15 protein-coding genes and 1 pseudogene are annotated in these 18,893 nt (G+C 70.2%); 8 read left to right on the forward strand and 8 right to left on the reverse strand.

All coding sequences use genetic code 11. The features are described from left to right. The 3 genes and pseudogenes from E2651_RS27565 to ssd all read right to left on the reverse strand — a co-directional run. Nucleotides 1–246: pseudogene (locus tag E2651_RS27565) on the reverse strand (hypothetical protein); the annotation flags it as partial. 125 nt (nucleotides 247–371) lie between these two features. Beyond that, complete coding sequence (locus E2651_RS27570) at nucleotides 372–1,556, reverse strand: TadA family conjugal transfer-associated ATPase (RefSeq protein WP_135333938.1); 1,185 nt, start codon at nucleotides 1,554–1,556, stop codon at nucleotides 372–374. After that, a complete protein-coding gene (gene ssd, locus E2651_RS27575) occupies nucleotides 1,553–2,695 on the reverse strand; it encodes a septum site-determining protein Ssd (protein WP_135333939.1) in 1,143 nt (380 codons plus the stop codon). The genes E2651_RS27570 and ssd overlap by 4 nt, the downstream gene beginning before the upstream one ends. A gap of 521 nt (nucleotides 2,696–3,216) precedes the next feature. Here ssd and E2651_RS27580 point away from each other — a divergent pair. Then, nucleotides 3,217–4,056 (forward strand): HAD-IB family hydrolase, encoded by an 840-nt coding sequence (locus E2651_RS27580; protein WP_135333940.1) that lies wholly within the window; start codon nucleotides 3,217–3,219, stop codon nucleotides 4,054–4,056. A 307-nt stretch (nucleotides 4,057–4,363) separates the two neighbouring features. On the opposite strand, the gene E2651_RS27585 is transcribed toward E2651_RS27580, so the two are convergent. Beyond that, nucleotides 4,364–5,179 (reverse strand): Fic family protein, encoded by an 816-nt coding sequence (locus E2651_RS27585; protein ID WP_135333941.1) that lies wholly within the window; start codon nucleotides 5,177–5,179, stop codon nucleotides 4,364–4,366. Nucleotides 5,180–5,280: 101 nt separating this feature from the next. Between E2651_RS27585 and E2651_RS27590 the strand changes: the two genes are divergently transcribed. Then, entirely contained in the window at nucleotides 5,281–6,261 is a 981-nt protein-coding gene (locus tag E2651_RS27590; protein ID WP_135333942.1) for an ATP-binding protein, read from the forward strand. Nucleotides 6,262–6,276: 15 nt separating this feature from the next. Here E2651_RS27590 and E2651_RS27595 read toward each other — a convergent pair whose 3' ends face one another. Continuing rightward, complete coding sequence (locus E2651_RS27595) at nucleotides 6,277–7,563, reverse strand: hypothetical protein (RefSeq protein WP_135333943.1); 1,287 nt, start codon at nucleotides 7,561–7,563, stop codon at nucleotides 6,277–6,279. A gap of 352 nt (nucleotides 7,564–7,915) precedes the next feature. Here E2651_RS27595 and E2651_RS27600 point away from each other — a divergent pair, with 352 nt between their 5' ends. The 6 genes from E2651_RS27600 (at nucleotide 7,916) to E2651_RS45505 (ending at nucleotide 15,876) form a co-directional block, all read left to right on the forward strand. Continuing rightward, complete coding sequence (locus E2651_RS27600; protein ID WP_135333944.1) at nucleotides 7,916–10,273, forward strand: SulP family inorganic anion transporter; 2,358 nt, start codon at nucleotides 7,916–7,918, stop codon at nucleotides 10,271–10,273. 49 nt (nucleotides 10,274–10,322) lie between these two features. Further along, nucleotides 10,323–12,326 carry an acetate--CoA ligase gene (gene acs, locus E2651_RS27605; RefSeq protein ID WP_135333945.1) on the forward strand — a complete coding sequence of 668 codons (2,004 nt, stop codon included), beginning with the start codon at nucleotides 10,323–10,325 and terminating at the stop codon, nucleotides 12,324–12,326. A gap of 237 nt (nucleotides 12,327–12,563) precedes the next feature. Continuing rightward, nucleotides 12,564–13,961 (forward strand): Na+/H+ antiporter NhaA, encoded by a 1,398-nt coding sequence (nhaA, locus tag E2651_RS27610; protein ID WP_135333946.1) that lies wholly within the window; start codon nucleotides 12,564–12,566, stop codon nucleotides 13,959–13,961. Nucleotides 13,962–14,090: 129 nt separating this feature from the next. Next, a complete protein-coding gene (locus E2651_RS27615; protein WP_135333947.1) occupies nucleotides 14,091–14,588 on the forward strand; it encodes a phage holin family protein in 498 nt (165 codons plus the stop codon). After that, a complete protein-coding gene (locus tag E2651_RS27620) occupies nucleotides 14,585–15,523 on the forward strand; it encodes an alpha/beta hydrolase (RefSeq protein ID WP_135333948.1) in 939 nt (312 codons plus the stop codon). The genes E2651_RS27615 and E2651_RS27620 overlap by 4 nt, the downstream gene beginning before the upstream one ends. A 164-nt stretch (nucleotides 15,524–15,687) precedes the next feature. Then, nucleotides 15,688–15,876, forward strand: coding sequence for a hypothetical protein (locus E2651_RS45505; RefSeq protein ID WP_135333949.1), 189 nt, complete (start codon nucleotides 15,688–15,690; stop codon nucleotides 15,874–15,876). Nucleotides 15,877–15,902: 26 nt separating this feature from the next. Here the strand turns inward: E2651_RS45505 and E2651_RS27630 are convergent, their stop codons facing one another. The 3 genes from E2651_RS27630 to nth form a co-directional block, all read right to left on the reverse strand. After that, the gene (locus E2651_RS27630; protein WP_135333950.1) at nucleotides 15,903–17,105 is read right to left on the reverse strand and encodes a MarP family serine protease; all 1,203 of its coding nucleotides are present in this window, start codon (nucleotides 17,103–17,105) and stop codon (nucleotides 15,903–15,905) included. 49 nt (nucleotides 17,106–17,154) lie between these two features. Then, the gene (locus E2651_RS27635; RefSeq protein ID WP_245239270.1) at nucleotides 17,155–18,018 is read right to left on the reverse strand and encodes a CoA pyrophosphatase; all 864 of its coding nucleotides are present in this window, start codon (nucleotides 18,016–18,018) and stop codon (nucleotides 17,155–17,157) included. Nucleotides 18,019–18,085: 67 nt separating this feature from the next. Then, a partial coding sequence (nth, locus tag E2651_RS27640; protein WP_135333952.1) for an endonuclease III occupies nucleotides 18,086–18,893 on the reverse strand: 808 nt, incomplete at its 5' end.

Raw genomic sequence — 18,893 nt, forward strand, 5'->3', positions numbered from 1 at the left:
CACCCCGCCCGCGAGCGTTCCGCACAGCGCGATCACCTCGGCGGCCCGCCGCTCCCCCTCGGTCCGCGCGTCCCGGGCCCGCCGCACCCGCCGTATCAACGGCATTCCCGCCGCCCCCACGACCAGCGGCACCACGGACTCCCCCAGGAGCGCGACCGCCGACCCGGCCGCCAGGCACCACCATTCGTGCCGCACCCGCCAGCTCGCCGCGGCGAACACCCGTCGCCAAGCCAAGCCGTCCGGCACGACCGCACCACAACCGAGCACAGTCCTAGCCCGCCGCAACGCCCGGTCCCACCCAACCAACAGCCAGACCGCACCCCCCGCACACAGAGCCACCGCCCAGACCGGCACCACCACTCCCACCGCACTCACCCAGCACCCCCAAGACCGCCCCGAGCCACGCCACCCAGAAGCCCGTCAAGACGCTCCCAACCTCGCTCCCGGACAAAGGACCGCTCGCCCCACCGCAGCGCCGGCACCGTCACCACGAAGCCCGACGTATCCCGCTCCAGGACATGCACCTCGGCGATCCGCCGCTTGCCGGACCGGTCCCTCACGAGATGGAGGACCACCGACAGGGCTGCCGCCAACTGGCTGTGCAGCGCCGCCCGATCGAGCCCCGCAGCCGTCCCCAGCGCCTCCAGACGGGCGGGCACGTCCCCCGCCGCGTTGGCGTGCACCGTGCCGCAGCCGCCTTCATGCCCCGTGTTCAGGGCGGCCAGCAGATGGACCACCTCGGCGCCCCGCACCTCACCCACGACCAGCCGGTCGGGCCGCATCCGCAGGGCCTGCCGCACCAGGTCGTCCAGGCCCACCTGCCCCTTGCCCTCCTGGTTCGCGGGCCTGGCTTCCAGGCGCACGACATGCGGGTGGTCGGGGCGCAGCTCCGCCGAGTCCTCGGCGAGCACGATCCGCTCCCCCGGCCCGACCAGGCCGAGCAGCGCGCTCAGCAGCGTCGTCTTTCCGGAACCCGTACCACCACTGATCAAGTACGAGAGCCTCGCATCGAGCAGCGCCCGCAGCACCCGGTCCCCGCCCGGCGGCACCGTCCCCGCCGCGACGAGCTCCGCGAGGGTGAAGGCCCGGGGCCGTACGACGCGCAAGGAGAGGCAGGTCGAGCCGACGGCGACCGGGGGCAGCACCGCATGGAGGCGGGTGCCGTCCGGGAGCCGTGCGTCCACCCAGGGCCTCGCGTCGTCGAGCCGTCGCCCCGCCACGGCCGCGAGCCGCTGTGCGAGCCGCCGCACCGCCGCCGCGTCCTCGAAGGACACGGCGGTCAGCTCGAGGCCGCCGCCCCGGTCCACCCACACCCGGTCGGGAGCGGACACCAGCACATCGGTCACCGAGGCGTCGGCGAGCAAGTGCTCCAGCGGCCCGGCACCCACCAGCTCCGAACGTAACTGCGCTGCCGCGCCCAGGACTTCCGCGTCCCCGAGCACCCTGCCCTGCGCCCGGAGCGCCTCGGCGACCCGGGCCGGGGTCGGCTCGGTGCCGCTCTCGGCGAGCCACTGGCGCACTCCGTCCAGCATCCTGGCCCCGACGACGGCGCTCATGAGCCGCCTCCGGTGGCATCGGCGGGGACCCGCTCCCAGAAGGCCGTGCAGAAGCGCGCGAGCGGCCCCCTTTCGACGCCTCCTGGCGGCATGCCACCGGCCTGCGCCGCCAACAGTCCGGCTTCTCTGGGGAGTTCACCCACGAGTGGCAGCCCGATCAGCCTGGCGACCTCTTCCGCGTCGAAGCAGCCGAAGCCGCCGAAGCCGCCCGCACCCGCCGGATCACCGGCACCACCGCCGACCACCACTCTCAGATCCCGCAGCACCATCCCCACCGCCGACGCGACCCGTCGCGCCCCCGCCACCGCGCGCAGTTCCGCCGGCACCACCAGGAGCCCCAGGTCCACCTGAGCGAGCGCCTCGGCCACTCCTTCGTCCACCCGGCGCGGCAGGTCCACGACCACCACCCCGCCCCGGCGGCGGGCCGCGGCGATCACCGCCCTCATGGCGTCCGGCGGAATGACCACCGCATCGCCCCGGTCCCAGCTGAGGACGCGCAGGGAGTGCAACTCGGGCAGCGACTCCTCGAGGGCGCCCCCGCCGACTCGCCCCTTGGACTGGGCGAAGGCGGGCCAGCGCAGCCCGTCGGCCGCTTCACCCCCAAGGAGCACGTCGAGCCCGCCGCCGAGCGGGTCGGCGTCGACGAGCATCGTGCGCCGTCCCGCGCGGGCCGCCGTGACCGCCAGCGCGCAGGCCAGCGTCGACGCGCCGGCACCACCGCTCCCGCCGATCACCCCCACGGTGAGCGCGGGCCGCCCCACGCCCTCGGCCACGTCGGCGATGCGGTCCACCAGCCAGCGCTCGCCGTCGGGCAGGACGAGGACATGGTCGGCGCCGATCTCCACGGCGCGCCGCCAGACCCCGGAATCGTCCTGATCCCGGCCGACCAGCACGACCCCGCGCCTGCGCGCGGCCCCCCGCACCCGGTCCACCGCGTCGTCCCCGACCAGCACGAGCGGGGCGGCATCCCAGCCGCCTCTGCGCTCCGGCACTCCGTGCTGCACCTCGGGTCGCGCGCCCGCCGCGGCGCACAGCCGCAGCAGGTCGTCCAGCAGGTCCACATCTTCCGTGACGATCAGCGGTCCGCTCTGCCCTCCATCGGACTGCGGCGGCCTGTCGTCCGTAATCACTCCAGCCACGATCTCCTGCCCCCTCTCACTCCAAGCCCCGTGAATGCCGCGTTCCACATCTGCGAAGAACCGGCCAAAGCAATCCGGCCATGAACTTCGCGTGCAGAACGAGCGGAATCAGCGTGCAGCGATCCGGGGAAATCGTGTGGATCTTGGTCAATAACTGTGGACAAGACGTGGGCTGTGAATATCCCCTTCACCCATACCGGTGACATCCCGGAGACTTCCACAGAGCAGCCTGACGACTACGCACGGTGACGGATCTTGGGCATGCGAAAGGGCCGCCGAGTCGGCGGCCCTGACGCGTCACGTGATCGGATCGGAGTCGTACGAAGCCCGTAAAACCCATCCGGACATGCGACGACCCCCGCCGGGGGGGAGAGCGGGGGTCGTCCCCACGGTCCGACTCGGGGGGGGAGGAGCCAGACCGGGTTAGCACGGTCGCGAACGATCCGTGACTTCCATGGTGTACCCGAGAGCCTTCTCAGGCAAACCCACGCGCCTCACCTTACGCCGAATGGTGGGCGCCTATGCTCGGGCTCGTGGAAAACCACTCCTTGCCTCGCACAGCCGCCTTCTTTGACCTGGACAAGACGGTCATTGCGAAGTCGAGCACTCTCACCTTCAGCAAGTCGTTCTACCAAGGCGGCCTGATCAACCGCAGGGCAGTACTGCGGACCGCGTATGCGCAGTTCGTCTTCCTCGCCGGCGGCGCCGATCACGACCAGATGGAGCGGATGCGCGAGTACTTGTCCGCGCTCTGCCGCGGATGGAACGTGCGGCAGGTCAAGGAGATCGTCGCCGAGACGCTCCACGACCTGATCGACCCGATCATCTACGACGAGGCCGCGTCCCTCATCGAGGAGCACCACACCGCGGGCCGCGACGTCGTCATCGTCTCCACCTCGGGCGCCGAGGTCGTCGAGCCGATCGGGGAGCTTCTGGGCGCGGACCGGGTGGTCGCCACCCGAATGGTCGTGGGCGACGACGGATGTTTCACGGGCGAGGTGGAGTACTACGCCTACGGCCCCACCAAGGCGGCCGCGATCAAGGAGCTCGCCGCCTCCGAGGGGTACGACCTCGACCGCTGCCACGCCTACAGCGACTCGGTGACCGACATCCCGATGCTGGAGTCCGTCGGGCATCCGCACGCGGTCAACCCCGATCGCGCGCTGCGTCGCGAGGCCCTCGCGCGCGGGTGGCCGATTCTCGACTTCCATCGCCCGGTGCGGCTCAAGGAGCGGCGGCAGAAGCCGTCCCGTCCCGCGCTCGTGGCGGTGGCGGCTGTGGGCGCGGCCGCGGCCACAGCGGGCCTCGTCTGGTTCGCCAGCAGGCGTCGGACGACCCGCGCCCGATTCACCCTTATTTGAACCTAAAAGTAAAGAAGTAGGGCCAGGACTTCCGCTTACCCCAGGACAGGAGTACAAAGGAGTCAACGGCCCGCGAGACCAAGGACATCCGAGAGGATTACCTTTAAACGCAACCAAGGCCCCACGGACCGAAGCATGAACACCGAGCACCCACGCGACGTCGACCCGTCGATTACGGGCCAGCCGCACCAGGTGACGGGCAATGTTCCCGACCTGATGGGCAACCTTCGAGGACGCTTGGTAACACGGTGAACATGCCAGCGGCGGTACGAGAACTCGTACCGCCGCAACCCTGTGTGGGGTCCTTTTACGCCGCGCCGCGCTGCAGCGCCTCACAGACCGCCGTCGACTCTCTGACCCCCAGCTCGACCGCACGCCCGCAGTGGGCGATCCAGGCGGCCATCCCCTCCGGGGTACCGGACGCGTAGCCGTCGAGCGCAGCTACGTACGCCGCCCGCCCCTGCTCCGCGTGACCCGCCTCGGCCGGGCAGATGGACTTCGGGTCCAGGCCGCTGCCCACCAGGACGATGCGCTCGGCCGCGCGCGCGACCAGGCCATTGTGCGAGCCGAAGGGCCGCAGGCTGAGCAGTTCGCCGTGCACCACGGCCGCCGTCACCAGGGCCGGTGCGGAACTTCCCGCGATGATCAGCTGCGAGAGCCCCTCCAGGCGCCCCGCCACTTCCTCGGCGTCCGGCACCTCCAGCTCGACCAGCGGCTCGTCGACCGGCTCGCCCGCGAGACGCGGCCGCCCCGCCGCCTCATCGGCCTCCGCCGCCGCGACCAGGTGCAGGCGCGCGAGGACCCGCAGCGGCGACTGCCGCCAGATGGACAGGAGTTGACCCGCCTCCGCGGTGAGACGCAGGGCCGCGCCGACCGTGCGCGCCTCGTCGTCGCCGCCGAAGTCGCTGCGCCGGCGCACCTCTTCGAGGGCCCAATCGGCGCCGGAGAGCGCCGCGGAGCCGCGCGCGCCGCGCAGGGCCGCCTCGGACGTGACCTCGTTGCTGCGGCGCCGCATGATCCGGTGGCCGTAGACCCGGTCCACGGCCTTGCGCACGGAATCCACGGAGTCGCTCACTCCGGGCAGGGCCACCAGGGCTGCGAGCGGATCAGCTGTCGTACTCATGAGTACGACCCTACGCACACCCGGCGCCCGCCCCACGAAGGAGTGGTCTTCTTCACGCCGAATGGATACGTCAGGTGATCACCCAGCTACTCTTGGTGAACATGAAGATCGCTTTCGTAGGGAAGGGCGGCAGCGGCAAGACCACGCTGTCCTCGCTCTTCATCCGCCACCTCGCCGCCACCGGCGCACCGGTCCTCGCGGTGGACGCCGACATCAACCAGCACCTGGGCCTCGCGCTCGGCCTCGACGACACGGTCGCCGCCGAGCTGCCCGCCATGGGGGCACGCCTTCCGCTCATCAAGGACTATCTGCGCGGCTCCAACCCGCGGATCGCCTCCGCCGAGACAATGATCAAGACCACGCCCCCCGGCGAGGGCTCGCGGCTGCTTCGGGTGCGCGAGGACAACCCGGTGTACGACGCGTGTGCGCGGACGGTGGAACTCGACGACGCCGCCGTACGTTTGATGGTCACAGGGCCGTTCACCGAAGCCGACCTCGGTGTCGCCTGCTACCACTCCAAGACGGGGGCGGTGGAGCTGTGCCTGAACCACCTGGTCGACGGTCGCGACGAGTACGCGGTCGTCGACATGACCGCCGGCTCGGACTCGTTCGCGTCCGGCATGTTCACCCGCTTCGACATGACGTTCCTGGTGGCCGAGCCGACCCGGAAGGGCGTGTCGGTCTATCGCCAGTACAAGGAATACGCACGGGACTTCGGGGTCGCCCTCCGGGTCGTCGGCAACAAGGTGCAGGGCCAGGACGACATCGACTTCCTGCGTGAGCAGGTGGGCGACGACCTCCTGGTGACCGTCGGGCACTCGGACTGGGTGCGCGCCATGGAGAAGGGCCGGCCGCCCCGGTTCGAGCGCCTGGAGGCGACCAACCGCCTTGCCCTGCAAGCACTTCAGTCCGCCGCCGACGCCTCGTACGAGCGCCGCGACTGGGAGCGCTACACGCGCCAGATGGTGCACTTCCACCTGAAGAACGCGCAGAGCTGGGGCAACGAACGAACGGGGGCCGATCTGGCGGGCCAGGTCGACCCCGACTTCGTGCTGCGCGAACGGCTGGCCGCTACGGCCTGAACACCCCTGTGGGCGCTACGGCTTGACCGCCGGGGCGCCCGGGACGCCCTTCGGGGCCGGGGCGGGCTGGGCCGAGAGGTAGGACGCCCAGCCGCCCTTGGGGGCCGTGGCGACCGGCAGCTTGGTGAGGCGCTCCAGGGTCTTCGGGTCCTGGGCGTCGAGCCAGTCAGCGAGTTGACGGAAGGAGACGCAGCGTACGTCGGGCTTGGTGCAGACCGACTCGACCGTCTCCTCGATGGCGCGCATGTACGTGCCGCCGTTCCAGGACTCGAAGTGGTTGCCGATGATCAGCGGGGCGCGATTGCCCTTGTAGGCGCGGTCGAAGCCCTGGAGCAGGCCGTCGCGCATCTGGTCGCCCCAGTACTCGTGCTTGTCGGGGTCGCCCTGGGACGTCGTACCCGACTGGTTCACCATGAAGTTGTAGTCCATGGTGAGCGTCTCGAACTTGCGGCCGGGGACCGGGACCAGCTGCATCGACAGGTCCCAGAGGCCTTCCTTCTTCTTGGGCCAGAGCTGGTTGTTGACGCCGCTGGTGTCATAGCGGAAGCCGAGCTCGCGGGCCGCCCGCATGAAGTTCTTCTGGCCTTCGAGGCAGGGCGTGCGGGCGCCGATGAGTTCCTTGTCGTAGTCGAAGGGCAGCGGCTGGGCGCCCTTCATGCCCGTGTTGGTCTTCCAGGCCTTGACGAAGGACTTGGCCTGGCCGATCTCGGACTTCCAGTCGGCGACCGACCACTGGCCCACGCCGCCGCTCGTACCGCAGAAGTGGCCGTTGAAGTGCGTGCCGACCTCGTTGCCCTCGAGCCAGGCGCCGCGGAGCTGGTCCACGGTGTCCTTGATTCCCTTGCGGTCGTTGAAGCCGATGTCCGAGCTGCCGGACAGGTGCTGTGGCGGCTTGTAGAGCTTCCGCTTCTCCTCGGGGAGCATGTACACGCCGCTGAGGAAGTACGTCATCGTCGCGTTGTTCCGCTGGGCGACCTTGCGGAAGTGCGAGAAGAGCTTCTGGCTGTCCTCGCCCGCGCCGTCCCAGGAGAAGACCACGAACTGGGGTGGCTTCTGGCCCCGCTTGAGGCGTGCGGGTCTCGGCAGGTGCGGCTGCTGACCGGTGAAGGCGGTGGAGCCGTCGCCGATCATGCGGACCGCGCTCTTGGGCGCCGGGGCGGGAGCCGCCTTTCCGGGGCCGTGCGCGCCCTTCTCGGCGCGGGTGCCGGCGTCGCCGCCCGCGCAACCGGCCAGTGCCGCGACGCATGCCACGAGGGCGGTGATGCCCGCGGCGATCCGCTGGATCCTCTGGGTGGCGGCCATCTTCCGCCCACCTACTTCCTTCACATCGGCTTCGAGTCAGGGCAGGGGTCTTCGCGGGCATTAGTCCGTAATTGAGGTGAAATGCCGACGAGGTCGCCAACGTCGCACGAGGGCACGGGAGGCGGGTTCCGACAAGCCGACGAATAGCCTTATTCACTCGCCAGGGTGATTCAATGCCCCATTTGACCCATTTATCCAACCACGGCCTTTACTCTGCATTACGATTCATTTACCGAGAGTTGAGATATCCCGCCGCTGCAACGCCGTGACCCACGGCCGCGACCCGCCCTCCGGAGACCGCCGGAGGACCCCTTGTCCCGCGACCGCGCCGCCCCGGAGGAGACGGGAAGCCATGACCGCTTGTGTCCCCACCCACACCACCGACTCGGCCCACGCCTCACACGACCACGAGCCCCACGGCCCGCCGTCCGGCAAGAGCCGCAAGAGCCGCAAGTTCCGCAAGTTCCGTGTCTCCGGCGCCGATCTCTCCGCGTCGATCGCCGTCTTCCTGATCGCCCTGCCGCTCTCCCTCGGCATCGCGCTCGCCACCGGAGCACCGCTCCAGGCAGGGCTCGTCGCCGCCGCCGTCGGCGGACTCCTCGCCGGACGGCTCGGCGGGTCGCCGCTCCAGGTGAGCGGACCCGCCGCCGGCCTCACGGTCGTCACCGCCGACCTCATCCAGCGCTATGGATGGCGTACCACCTGCGCCATCACCGTCCTCGCCGGCTGCGCCCAACTCGGCCTCGGCTGCCTGCGCGTGGCCCGCTCCGCACTCGCCGTCAGCCCCGCCATCGTGCACGGCATGCTCGCCGGCATCGGTGTCGCCATCGCCGTCGCCCAGCTGCACATCGTGCTCGGCGGCACGCCGCAGAGCTCCGTTCCCGACAACCTCCGTGCGCTGCCCGCCCAGTTGGCCGATCTGCATCCGGCCGACCTGTCGATCAGCCTCCTGACACTGGCGATCCTGCTCGCCTGGCCGCGCATTCCCGGACGCCCGGGGAGAGTTCTGCGCGTCGTACCTGCTCCGCTGGTCGCCGTCGCGGGGGCGACCGTCTGCGCCTCCGTCGCCGGACTCAGCCTCGCCAAGGTCGACCTGCCGTCGTGGCGCAGTCACGCGCTGGCCGGGCTCCCGGAAGGGCCCGTGCTCGGGATCGTGGCCGCCGTGCTCACCATCACGCTGGTGTGCGGGGTGCAGTCGCTGCTCGGGGCGGTCGCCGTGGACAAGCTCACCTCGCGGCGGGCCGCGGGGCAGTCCCGCGTCGGCCGCTCCGATCTCGACCGGGAGCTGCTCGGGCAGGGCGCCGCCAATGTCGTCTCCGGCGCGCTCGGCGGGCTGCCGGTCGCCGGGGTCGCGGTGCGCAGCGTGGCCAATGTGCGAGCGGGTGCCGTCAGCAGGAACTCCACGATGCTGCACGGCGTTTGGGTAGTAGTAGCCGCCCTGCTGCTCGTCCCCGTCCTGGAGCTGATCCCGCTCGCCGCGCTCGCCGCCCTGGTGATGGCCGTCGGCATCCAGATGGTGAGCCTGAACCACATCCGCACCATCACCCGCCACCGCGAGATCCTCGTCTACGTCATCACGACGCTCGGCGTGGTCTTCCTGGGCGTGCTCGAAGGCGTGGCCCTCGGCGTCGCCGTCGCCGTGGCCGTCGCGCTGCACCGCCTCGCCCGGACACGGATCACGCACGCCGAGGAGGGCGACGTCCACCATGTGCGTGTGCGCGGACAGTTGACGTTCCTCGCGGTGCCGAGGCTCAGCAGGGCGCTGCACCTTGTGCCCCAAGGGTCCGCAACTGTGGTTGAGTTGGACGGCTCTTTCATGGACCATGCCGCGTACGAGGCGCTGCAGTGCTGGCAGGACGCGCACACCGCGCAGGGCGGCACCGTCGAGGTGACCGGGCGTGCGGGCACGCGGATCGCCGAACCGGCGAGCACGTCGCACTCCTGCTGCCGCCCCTGGACGGCCTGGCGCAACCACCACTGCGACCGCCCCGAGGAGACCCCGCGCGGGGAGCGGCCCAGCGGGCATCAACTGGCGCGCGGCATCAGCGCGTTCCAGCGGAACACGGCCCCGCATGTGCGGGGCGAGCTGGCCCGCCTCGCCCGCGAGGGGCAGAGTCCCTCGCAGCTCTTCCTGACCTGCGCCGACTCCCGGCTCGTCACATCGATGATCACGTCGAGCGGCCCCGGGGACCTCTTCGTCGTACGCAACGTCGGCAATCTGGTGCCGCTGCCGGGTGCCGAGAGCGGGGACGACTCGGTGGCCGCGGCGATCGAGTACGCCGTGGACGTCCTGCAGGTGCGGTCCATCACCGTGTGCGGGCACTCCGGGTGCGGGGCGATGCAGGCGCTGCTCAACACGCCGCCCGGCGGCGCTCAGACGCCCCTGAAGCGCTGGTTGCGGCACGGGATGCCGAGCCTCGAGCGGATGGCCGCGTACGACGCCGACAAGACCTGGACCCGTCTTGCGGGGCGGGCGCCCGCCGACGCGGTCGAGCAGCTCTGTCTGACCAATGTGGTGCAGCAGTTGGAGCATCTGCGCGGCCATGAGTCGGTGGCCCGGCGGATGGCCGAGGGCACGCTCGAACTGCACGGGATGTACTTCCACGTCGGTGAGGCGCAGGCCTATCTGCTGACCGAGGCTCAGGACGAGGTCTTCGACCAGGTGACACCGGCCCCGGAGGATCAGCCACCCGCCCGAGTACAGGTCTAAACCAATTTTCGGCAGGCTCTTGTCACCAGGGGTATCCGTCTGATGAGCTGTGGCTTGGGACACAACGGACACCCTGGGAATGGGAGATGTCGTGAGCAACGAAAGCCTGGCCAACCTTCTTAAAGAAGAGCGAAGGTTCGCGCCGCCGGCCGACCTGGCGGCCAACGCCAACGTCACCGCGGAGGCGTATGAACAGGCCAAGGCTGACAGGCTCGGCTTCTGGGCCGAGCAGGCCCGCCGGCTGACCTGGGCCACCGAACCGACCGAGACGCTCGACTGGACGAACCCGCCGTTCGCGAAGTGGTTCGCCGACGGGAAGCTCAACGTCGCGTACAACTGCGTGGACCGCCATGTGGAGGCCGGCAACGGCGACCGCGTGGCGATCCACTTCGAGGGTGAGCCCGGCGACAGCCGGGCCATCACCTATGCCCAGCTGAAGGACGAGGTCAGCCGGGCCGCCAACGCGCTGACCGAGTTGGGCGTCCGGCAGGGCGACCGCGTCGCCGTCTATCTGCCGATGATCCCCGAGGCCGTCGTGGCGATGCTGGCCTGCGCCCGCATCGGCGCCGCGCACTCCGTGGTCTTCGGCGGCTTCTCCGCCGACGCCATCGCCACGCGCGTGAAGGACGCCGACGCCAAGGTCGTCATCACCTCCGACGGGGGCTACCGCCGGGGCAAGCCCGCCGCGCTCAAGCCTGCGGTGGATGACGCCGTTTCGCGCGACGGAAGCTCCGTCGAGCACGTCCTCGTCGTACGCCGCACCGGCCAGGACGTGGCGTGGACCGAGGGCCGCGACGTGTGGTGGCACGAGCTCACCGAGCGCCAGTCCGCCGAGCACACGCCGGAGGCCTTCGACGCCGAGAACCCGCTCTTCGTCCTCTACACGTCGGGTACGACGGGTAAGCCGAAGGGCATCCTGCACACGTCGGGCGGGTACCTGACGCAGGCCGCGTACACCCACCACGCCGTCTTCGACCTCAAGCCGGAGACCGACGTCTACTGGTGCACGGCCGACATCGGCTGGGTCACCGGACACTCGTACATCACGTACGGACCGCTGGCCAACGGCGCGACGCAGGTCATGTACGAGGGCACGCCCGACACCCCGCACCAGGGGCGCTTCTGGGAGATCGTCCAGAAGTACGGGGTGACCATCCTCTACACGGCGCCCACGGCCATTCGTACGTTCATGAAGTGGGGCGACGACATCCCCGCGAAGTTCGACCTCAGCAGCCTGCGGGTGCTCGGGTCGGTCGGTGAGCCGATCAACCCCGAGGCGTGGATCTGGTACCGGAAGAACATCGGCGGCGACACCTGCCCCATCGTGGACACCTGGTGGCAGACCGAGACCGGCGCGATGATGATCTCGCCGCTGCCGGGCGTGACCGAGACCAAGCCGGGCAGTGCCCAGCGCGCGCTGCCGGGCATCTCCGCCACCGTCGTCGACGACGAGGCGAACGAGGTGCCGAACGGCGGCGGTGGCTATCTCGTCCTGACCGAGCCGTGGCCGTCGATGCTGCGCACCATCTGGGGCGACGACCAGCGGTTCATCGACACCTACTGGTCGCGCTTCGAAGGCAAGTACTTCGCCGGAGACGGTGCCAAGAAGGACGACGACGGCGACATCTGGCTCCTCGGGCGGGTCGATGACGTGATGCTCGTTTCCGGGCACAACATCTCCACCACCGAGGTCGAGTCCGCGCTCGTCTCGCACCCCTCCGTCGCCGAGGCGGCGGTCGTGGGCGCGGCGGACGAGACGACGGGCCAGGCCATCGTGGCCTTCGTGATCCTGCGGGGTTCCGCCGACGCGGAGGCCGAAGGGCTCGTCGCGGACCTGCGGAACCACGTGGGCGCGACGCTCGGCCCGATCGCCAAGCCGAAGCGGATCCTGCCGGTGGCGGAGCTGCCGAAGACGCGGTCCGGGAAGATCATGCGGCGGCTGCTGCGTGACGTCGCGGAGAACCGTGAGCTGGGTGACGTCACCACGCTGACCGACTCCTCGGTCATGGACCTGATCCAGACCAAGCTGCCGTCGGCGTCCAGCGAGGACTAGGCGCTCCGGCCCCTTCGGGGCACTGGTCAGACGTACATGAGGACGTACAGGAGAAGGGCATCCGGCACCGCGCCGGGTGCCCTTCTTGCGCTTAAAGTGACGATCACCGGATACGTCCGGACGCATGTTAGGTAAGCTAAGGATCGCGTCAACATCGCGACAAGAAGAACCTAGGTGCGCCGGGAAGTCTGGTCGGCATGTGATTCGTCCTGCCCACCCGACCGGAGGTCGACCCCCGTGGCCGCGCCCGCACCCACCAACAACCGCAAGGCACTCGGACGGCTCTCGCTGCCCGAGCGGAACTTCGTCGCAGACGCCCTGCGCACCGAGACCGTCGGCGGTGTCCTCCTCCTCGTCGCCGCCGTCACCGCGCTGATCTGGGCGAACACGGCCGGTGGGTCGTACAAATCCGTGAGCGGGTTCCACCTGGGCCCCGGCGCCCTCGGACTCGACCTCTCCATCCAGCACTGGGCCGCCGACGGACTGCTCGCCGTCTTCTTCTTCGTGGCCGGGATCGAGCTCAAGCGCGAGCTCGTCGCCGGCGATCTGCGCGACCCGAAGGCCGCCGCGCTGCCCGTCGTCGCGGCACTCTGCGGCATGGCCGTGCCCGCCCTCGTGTACTTCCTGACCAACGCGGTCGGCGGCGGCTCCATGGACGGCTGGGCCGTTCCCACCGCCACCGACATCGCCTTCGCGCTCGCGGTCCTCGCGGTCATCGGCACCTCACTGCCGTCCGCGCTGCGCGCCTTCCTGCTCACGCTCGCCGTCGTCGACGACCTCTTCGCGATCCTGATCATCGCGGTCTTCTTCACCAGCGACATCGACTTCGCCGCGCTCGGCGGCGCGGTCGTCGGCCTCGCGGTCTTCTGGCTGCTGCTGCGCAAGGGCGTGCGCGGCTGGTACATCTACGTTCCGCTGGCCCTGACCATCTGGGGCCTGATGTACAACAGCGGCATCCACGCCACCATCGCCGGTGTCGCGATGGGCCTGATGCTGCGCTGCACCCGCCGCGACGACGAGGAGCACTCGCCGGGCGAGCACATCGAGCACCTGGTGCGGCCGATCTCCGCGGGCCTCGCCGTACCGCTGTTCGCGCTGTTCAGCGCTGGTGTCGTGGTGTCGGGCGGCGCGCTCGGGGACGTATTCACCAAGCCGGAGACGCTCGGTGTGGTGCTCGGGCTCGTGGTCGGCAAGGCGGTCGGCATCTTCGGCGGCACCTGGCTCGCGGCGCGCTTCACCAGGGCCGAGCTGAACGACGAACTGGCCTGGCCGGACGTCTTCGCGGTCGCCTCGCTCGCCGGGATCGGCTTCACCGTCTCGCTCCTGATCGGCGAACTCGCCTTCACCGAGGACCCGCTGCTGACCGACGAGATCAAGGCCGCCGTCCTGATCGGCTCGCTCATCGCGGCCGTGCTCGCCGCGATCCTGCTCAAGGTCCGCAACGCCAAGTACCGCGCGATGGTGGCCGAGGAGGAGCGCGACGAGGACCTCGACGGCATCCCCGACATCTACGAGCAGGACAAGCCGGAGTACCACCTGCGGATGGCCGCGATCTACGAGAAGAAGGCCGCCGAACACCGCAGGCTTGCCGAAGTGTCGGCCGGGGCACGCGTCGATGACGAGGGTCCGGCATGATCTGAGCAGACTTATCTGCGCAGACTTAGCAGACTCAGCAGAATCGCTGCGCAGACCTAGCTGAGCAGTCGTATCTGAACAGACGTATCCGAGCAGGCTTATGCACGCTTACGGAAGAGGGAGTACGCGATGAGCGCACCCGACGGGCCCGTCGGCACCGAGCGCAGCCTCGGCCAGCTGGTCTCCACGGCGACCAGCGAGATGTCGGCGCTGGTGCACGACGAGATCGCGCTGGCCAAGGCGCAGCTGCGGCAGGACGTCAAGCGCGGTGCGGTCGGCGGTGCCGCGTTCGCCGCGGCGGGAGCGGTGCTGATCTTCTCGCTGCCGATGCTGAGTTTCGCCCTCGCGTACGGCATCGAGACCTGGAGCGGCTGGAACCTGGCGATCTGCTTCGTGCTGTCCTTCGCGGCGAACGTGCTGGTCGCGGGGCTCCTCGCGCTGATCGGCGTCATCTTCGCGAAGAAGGCCAAGAAGGGCAGGGGCCCGCAGAAGGCGGCCGCTTCGGCCAAGGAGACGGCTGCCGTACTGGGGAACGTCAAGCCGCACCCCCGCGCGGTGAGCCCTGCGGGTGCCGCCGTCGACCCTGTCGGTGAGAAGGCCCCGGCTGTGGCACGCTCGTCTTCATGACGGACCCCGCCCCTCTTTCGGCCCAGCCGCCCTCGCTCGTACGCATCGATGGCCCCTGGACCCACCGGGATGTCGCCGCCAACGGCGCGCGCTTCCACATCGCCGAGCTGGGTGACGGGCCGCTGGTGCTGCTTCTGCACGGCTTCCCGCAGTTCTGGTGGACCTGGCGGCATCAGATGGTGGCGCTCGCCGACGCGGGCTTCCGTGCGGTCGCGATGGACCTGCGGGGCGTGGGCGGCAGCGACCGTACGCCGCGCGGCTACGACCCGGCGAACCTCGCGCTCGACATCACGGGCGTCGTGCGGTCCCTCGGTGAGCCGGACGCCGCGCTCGTCGGGCACGACCTGGGTGGATATCTGGCGTGGACGGCGGCCGTGATGCGGCCCAAGCTGGTGCGCCGCCTCGCCGTCTCCTCGATGCCGCATCCGCGGCGCTGGCGCTCGGCGATGCTGTCCGACAGGAAGCAGACCGCCGCCGGGTCGTACGTCTGGGGTTTCCAGCGGCCGTGGCTGCCCGAGCGTCAACTCGTCGCGGACGACGGCGCCCTGGTGGGGCGTCTGGTGCGGGACTGGTCGGGGCCGCGCCTTCCGGACGACGAGACGGTCGAGACGTACCAGCGGGCGATGACCATCCCCTCGACGGCGCACTGCTCGATCGAGCCGTACCGCTGGATGGTGCGCTCGATGGCCCGCCCCGACGGCATCCAGTTCAACCGGCGCATGAGGCGGCCGGTGCAGGTACCCACGCTGCATCTGCACGGATCGCTCGATCCCGTGATGCGTACGAGGAGCGCGGCGGGCTCCGGCGAATACGTCGAAGCGCCGTACCGCTGGCGGCTGTTCGACGGGCTCGGGCACTTTCCTCATGAAGAGGACCCTGTTGCGTTCTCGACCGAGCTGGTGAACTGGTTGAAGGATCCCGAGCCGGATCGGTGAGGCTTTCGGGCCCCTGAATCGGCCCCTGAATCCGCCCCTGAATCGGCCCCTGAATCGTCGGTTGGCGAACGTCTGTACTACGAACGGCCACTTGCCCCCCGCATAGGCCAATTGGGGCCCCTGGGCGCGATTACCGACCTTGAGGCACGGGCACACGTCGGGGTATGGGCTGGACGCACGACTACAGTGACGCAGCACGCAACCGCCGCTCGGCCACAGCGCTGAACAGTCATGAGGGGGGCGGCCCGCACGATCCGGGCCACGAAGGCCCTGCTCAGGGCATCGGCATTCCACGCATCTTGCGCCGCAGGGCCCGCTGGGTCTCGGCGCGGCTGCGTCATACGCGCGACTGATCCGGGGCGGTGCCCCGGCGCCCCGGCTAGAGCGCGCAACCCTCGCTGTCGACTTCCTGGTTGGCGGTGCGGCCGGCCTCGATGTCCTCCTGGACCTCGTCTGCCGTGAGCGCGTAGCCGGTGTCCGGGTCGTCGAGGGACTTCGCGAACACCACGCCGTACACCTTGCCGTCCGGCGTGAGCAGCGGGCCGCCGGAGTTGCCCTGGCGGACGGTCGCGTAGAGCGAGTACACATCGCGGCGCACGGTGCCCCGGTGGTAGATGTCCGGGCCGTTGGCCGTGATGCGGCCGCGCACGCGCGCGGGGCGCACGTCGTACGGACCGTTCTCCGGGAAGCCCGCGACGATCGCGTTGTCACCGCTGGCCGCGTCCTTCGACGTGAACCGCAGCGGGGGCGCCTGGAGGGTCGGCACGTCGAGGACGGCGATGTCGCGCTCCCAGTCGTAGAGCACGACCTTCGCGTCGTACGTCCGGCCGTCTCCGCCTATCTGCACAGTCGGCTCGTCCACGCCGCCCACCACGTGCGCGTTCGTCATCACGCGGCGGTCGGAGAAGACGAAGCCGGTGCCTTCAAGGACCTTGCCGCAGCCGCGCGCCTCGCCCTGCACCTTCACGATGGACTGCCTGGCCTTCGTCGCGACCGCGCTCTTGGCGAGCCTGGGGTCGGGGGCCTGCACCTCGGTGATGGGCTCGTTCGAGAACGGGCTGAAGACCTGCGGGAAGCCGTTGCGCGCGAGGACGGATGAGAAGTCCGCGAACCAGGTGTCGGCCTGGTCGGGCAGGGCGCGCGAGACGCCGAGCAGGATCTTGGAGTTACGGACTTCCTTGCCGAGCGTCGGCAGCGTCGTACCGGCGAGGGCGGAGCCGATCAGCCAGGCGACGAGGAGCATCGCCACCACGTTGACCAGGGCGCCGCCCGTCGCGTCCAGGGCGCGGGCGGGCTGCCAGGTGATGTATCTGCGCAGCTTGTTGCCGAGGTGCGTGGTGAAGGCCTGGCCGATCGAGGCGCAGACGATCACGATGATGACGGCGACGACGGCGGCCGTCGTGCCCACCGCCTGCTTGTCGTCCGTGAAGGCGCCCCAGATGACGGGCAGCAGGTACACCGCGACGAGGCCGCCGCCCAGGAATCCGATCACCGACAGGATGCCGACGACGAATCCCTGGCGATAGCCGACCACCGCGAACCACACGGCGGCGACCACCAACAGGATGTCCAGCACGTTCACCGATTCAATCCTCGCCTCGCATCGCGGTCGCCACGTCCCCGCAACCTTGTCATGCGCGCCAGTCGAGCGGGACCTGCTTCGTACGGTCCCAGGGGCGCTCCCAGCCCGCGAAGTGCAGGATCTTGTCGATCACGCCGGCCGTGAATCCCCAGACCAGAGCGGATTCGACGAGGAACGCGGGGCCTTGGTGGCCTCGCGGATGGACGGCCGTCGCGCGGTTGTCGGGATCCGTGAGATCGGCCACGGGAACGGTGAAGACGCGGGCCGTCTCGGCCGGATCGACCGCGCCTACGGGACTGGGTGAACGCCACCAGCCCAGTACGGGCGTGACGACGAAATCGCTCACCGGAATGAAGAGCCGGGGCAGCACGGCGAAGAGCTGGACGCCCCGGGGGTCGAGCCCGGTCTCCTCCTCGGCCTCGCGCAGGGCGGCCCTGAGGGGGCCGTCCGTCTGCGGATCGCCGTCCTCGGGGTCGAGGGAGCCGCCGGGGAAGGAGGTCTGGCCGGCGTGCGAGCGCAGGCTCCCGGAGCGCTCCATCAGGAGCAGCTCGGGGCCTTGGGCGCCCTCTCCGAAGAGGATCAGTACGGCGGACTGGCGTCCGGCGCCGCTCTCCGGGGGCAGGAAGCGGCTGAGCTGGGTGGGCTCGACGGTCTCCGCGGCGCGGACGACGGGGGTCAGCCAGGCGGGGAGGCCTTCGGTGCTGAGGCGCACGTGGCCGTTGGGGCTGCCGGTGCGGCCGTGCTCGTCGGGGCCGGCTGCGTGGCCGTGCTCGTCGGGGCCGGCTGCGTGGCCGTGCTCGTCGGGGCCGGCTGCGTGGCCGTGCCCCTCGAAGCCGTTCCCGTTGCTCATGTGCGTATCGCTCGTGTCCTGCCTCGTGTCCTGCGTATCGCTCGTGTCGCTCGCGTGCGTCATCGGCACCCCCGTCCAACTGTGGACAACGCCTGTGGACCCCCGGTTGGTTCCTCGGCCGAATCCTCGCTCATGCCGCGCCCAGCGGGGGCGCAGCCTTTCCCGGGTAGTCCGGCGGGGGCTTGAGGCGCTGGCCCGGGAGGCCCCCCATCTCGTACTTGAGGAGCTTCTTCGCCTTCTCCGGGTCGGTCTCGCCCTCTCCGTACGACGGGCAGAGGCCGGCGATGGGGCAGGCGCCGCAGGCGGGCTTGCGGGCGTGGCAGATGCGGCGGCCGTGGAAGATCACCCGGTGCGAGAGCATCGTCCACTCGCTCTTCGGGAAGAGGTCGGCGACGGCGGCCTCGACCTTCTCCGGGTCGGTCTCCTCGGTCCACTTCCACCGGCGCACCAGCCGCCCGAAGTGGGTGTCGACGGTGATTCCGGGGACTCCGAAGGCGTTGCCGAGCACGACGAACGCGGTCTTGCGGCCCACGCCGGGCAGTTTGACCAGGTCCTCTATGCGGCCGGGGACCTCGCCGCCGTGGTTGTCCCGCAGGGCCGCGGCGAGCCCCATGATCGACTTCGTCTTCGCCCGGAAGAACCCGGTCGGCCTGATCAGTTCCTCGACCTCTTCGGGGTTAGCGGCGGCCAGGTCCTCCGGGGTCGGGTACGCGGCGAAGAGGCGGGGTGTCGTCTGGTTCACCCGCAGGTCCGTGGTCTGCGCGGAGAGGACCGTGGCCACCAGGAGCTCGAAGGGGTTCTCGAAGTCCAGCTCGGGGTGCGCGTACGAGTACACCTCGGCGAGCTCGCGGTTGATGCGGCGGGCGCGGCGGACGAGGGCGGTGCGGGACTCGGGCTTGGGCTTGGGCTTGGGGTTGGGCTTGGGCTTGGTCTTGGGC

The sequence above is a fragment of the Streptomyces sp. MZ04 genome (assembly GCF_004684775.1).
Classification (GTDB): domain Bacteria; phylum Actinomycetota; class Actinomycetes; order Streptomycetales; family Streptomycetaceae; genus Streptomyces.

Excerpts from the sequence above, each read along its gene's own strand:
- E2651_RS27620 (WP_135333948.1), top strand. The coding sequence starts at position 14,585 with ATGACGGACCCCGCCCCTCTTTCGGCCCAGCCGCCCTCGCTCGTACGC.
- E2651_RS45505 (WP_135333949.1), top strand. The coding sequence starts at position 15,688 with ATGGGCTGGACGCACGACTACAGTGACGCAGCACGCAACCGCCGCTCG.
- E2651_RS27595 (WP_135333943.1), bottom strand. The coding sequence starts at position 7,563 with ATGGCCGCCACCCAGAGGATCCAGCGGATCGCCGCGGGCATCACCGCC.
- E2651_RS27570 (WP_135333938.1), bottom strand. The coding sequence starts at position 1,556 with ATGAGCGCCGTCGTCGGGGCCAGGATGCTGGACGGAGTGCGCCAGTGG.
- E2651_RS27580 (WP_135333940.1), top strand. The coding sequence starts at position 3,217 with ATGCTCGGGCTCGTGGAAAACCACTCCTTGCCTCGCACAGCCGCCTTC.
- E2651_RS27615 (WP_135333947.1), top strand. The coding sequence starts at position 14,091 with ATGAGCGCACCCGACGGGCCCGTCGGCACCGAGCGCAGCCTCGGCCAG.
- E2651_RS27585 (WP_135333941.1), bottom strand. The coding sequence starts at position 5,179 with ATGAGTACGACAGCTGATCCGCTCGCAGCCCTGGTGGCCCTGCCCGGA.
- E2651_RS27600 (WP_135333944.1), top strand. The coding sequence starts at position 7,916 with ATGACCGCTTGTGTCCCCACCCACACCACCGACTCGGCCCACGCCTCA.
- E2651_RS27590 (WP_135333942.1), top strand. The coding sequence starts at position 5,281 with ATGAAGATCGCTTTCGTAGGGAAGGGCGGCAGCGGCAAGACCACGCTG.
- E2651_RS27635 (WP_245239270.1), bottom strand. The coding sequence starts at position 18,018 with ATGACGCACGCGAGCGACACGAGCGATACGCAGGACACGAGGCAGGAC.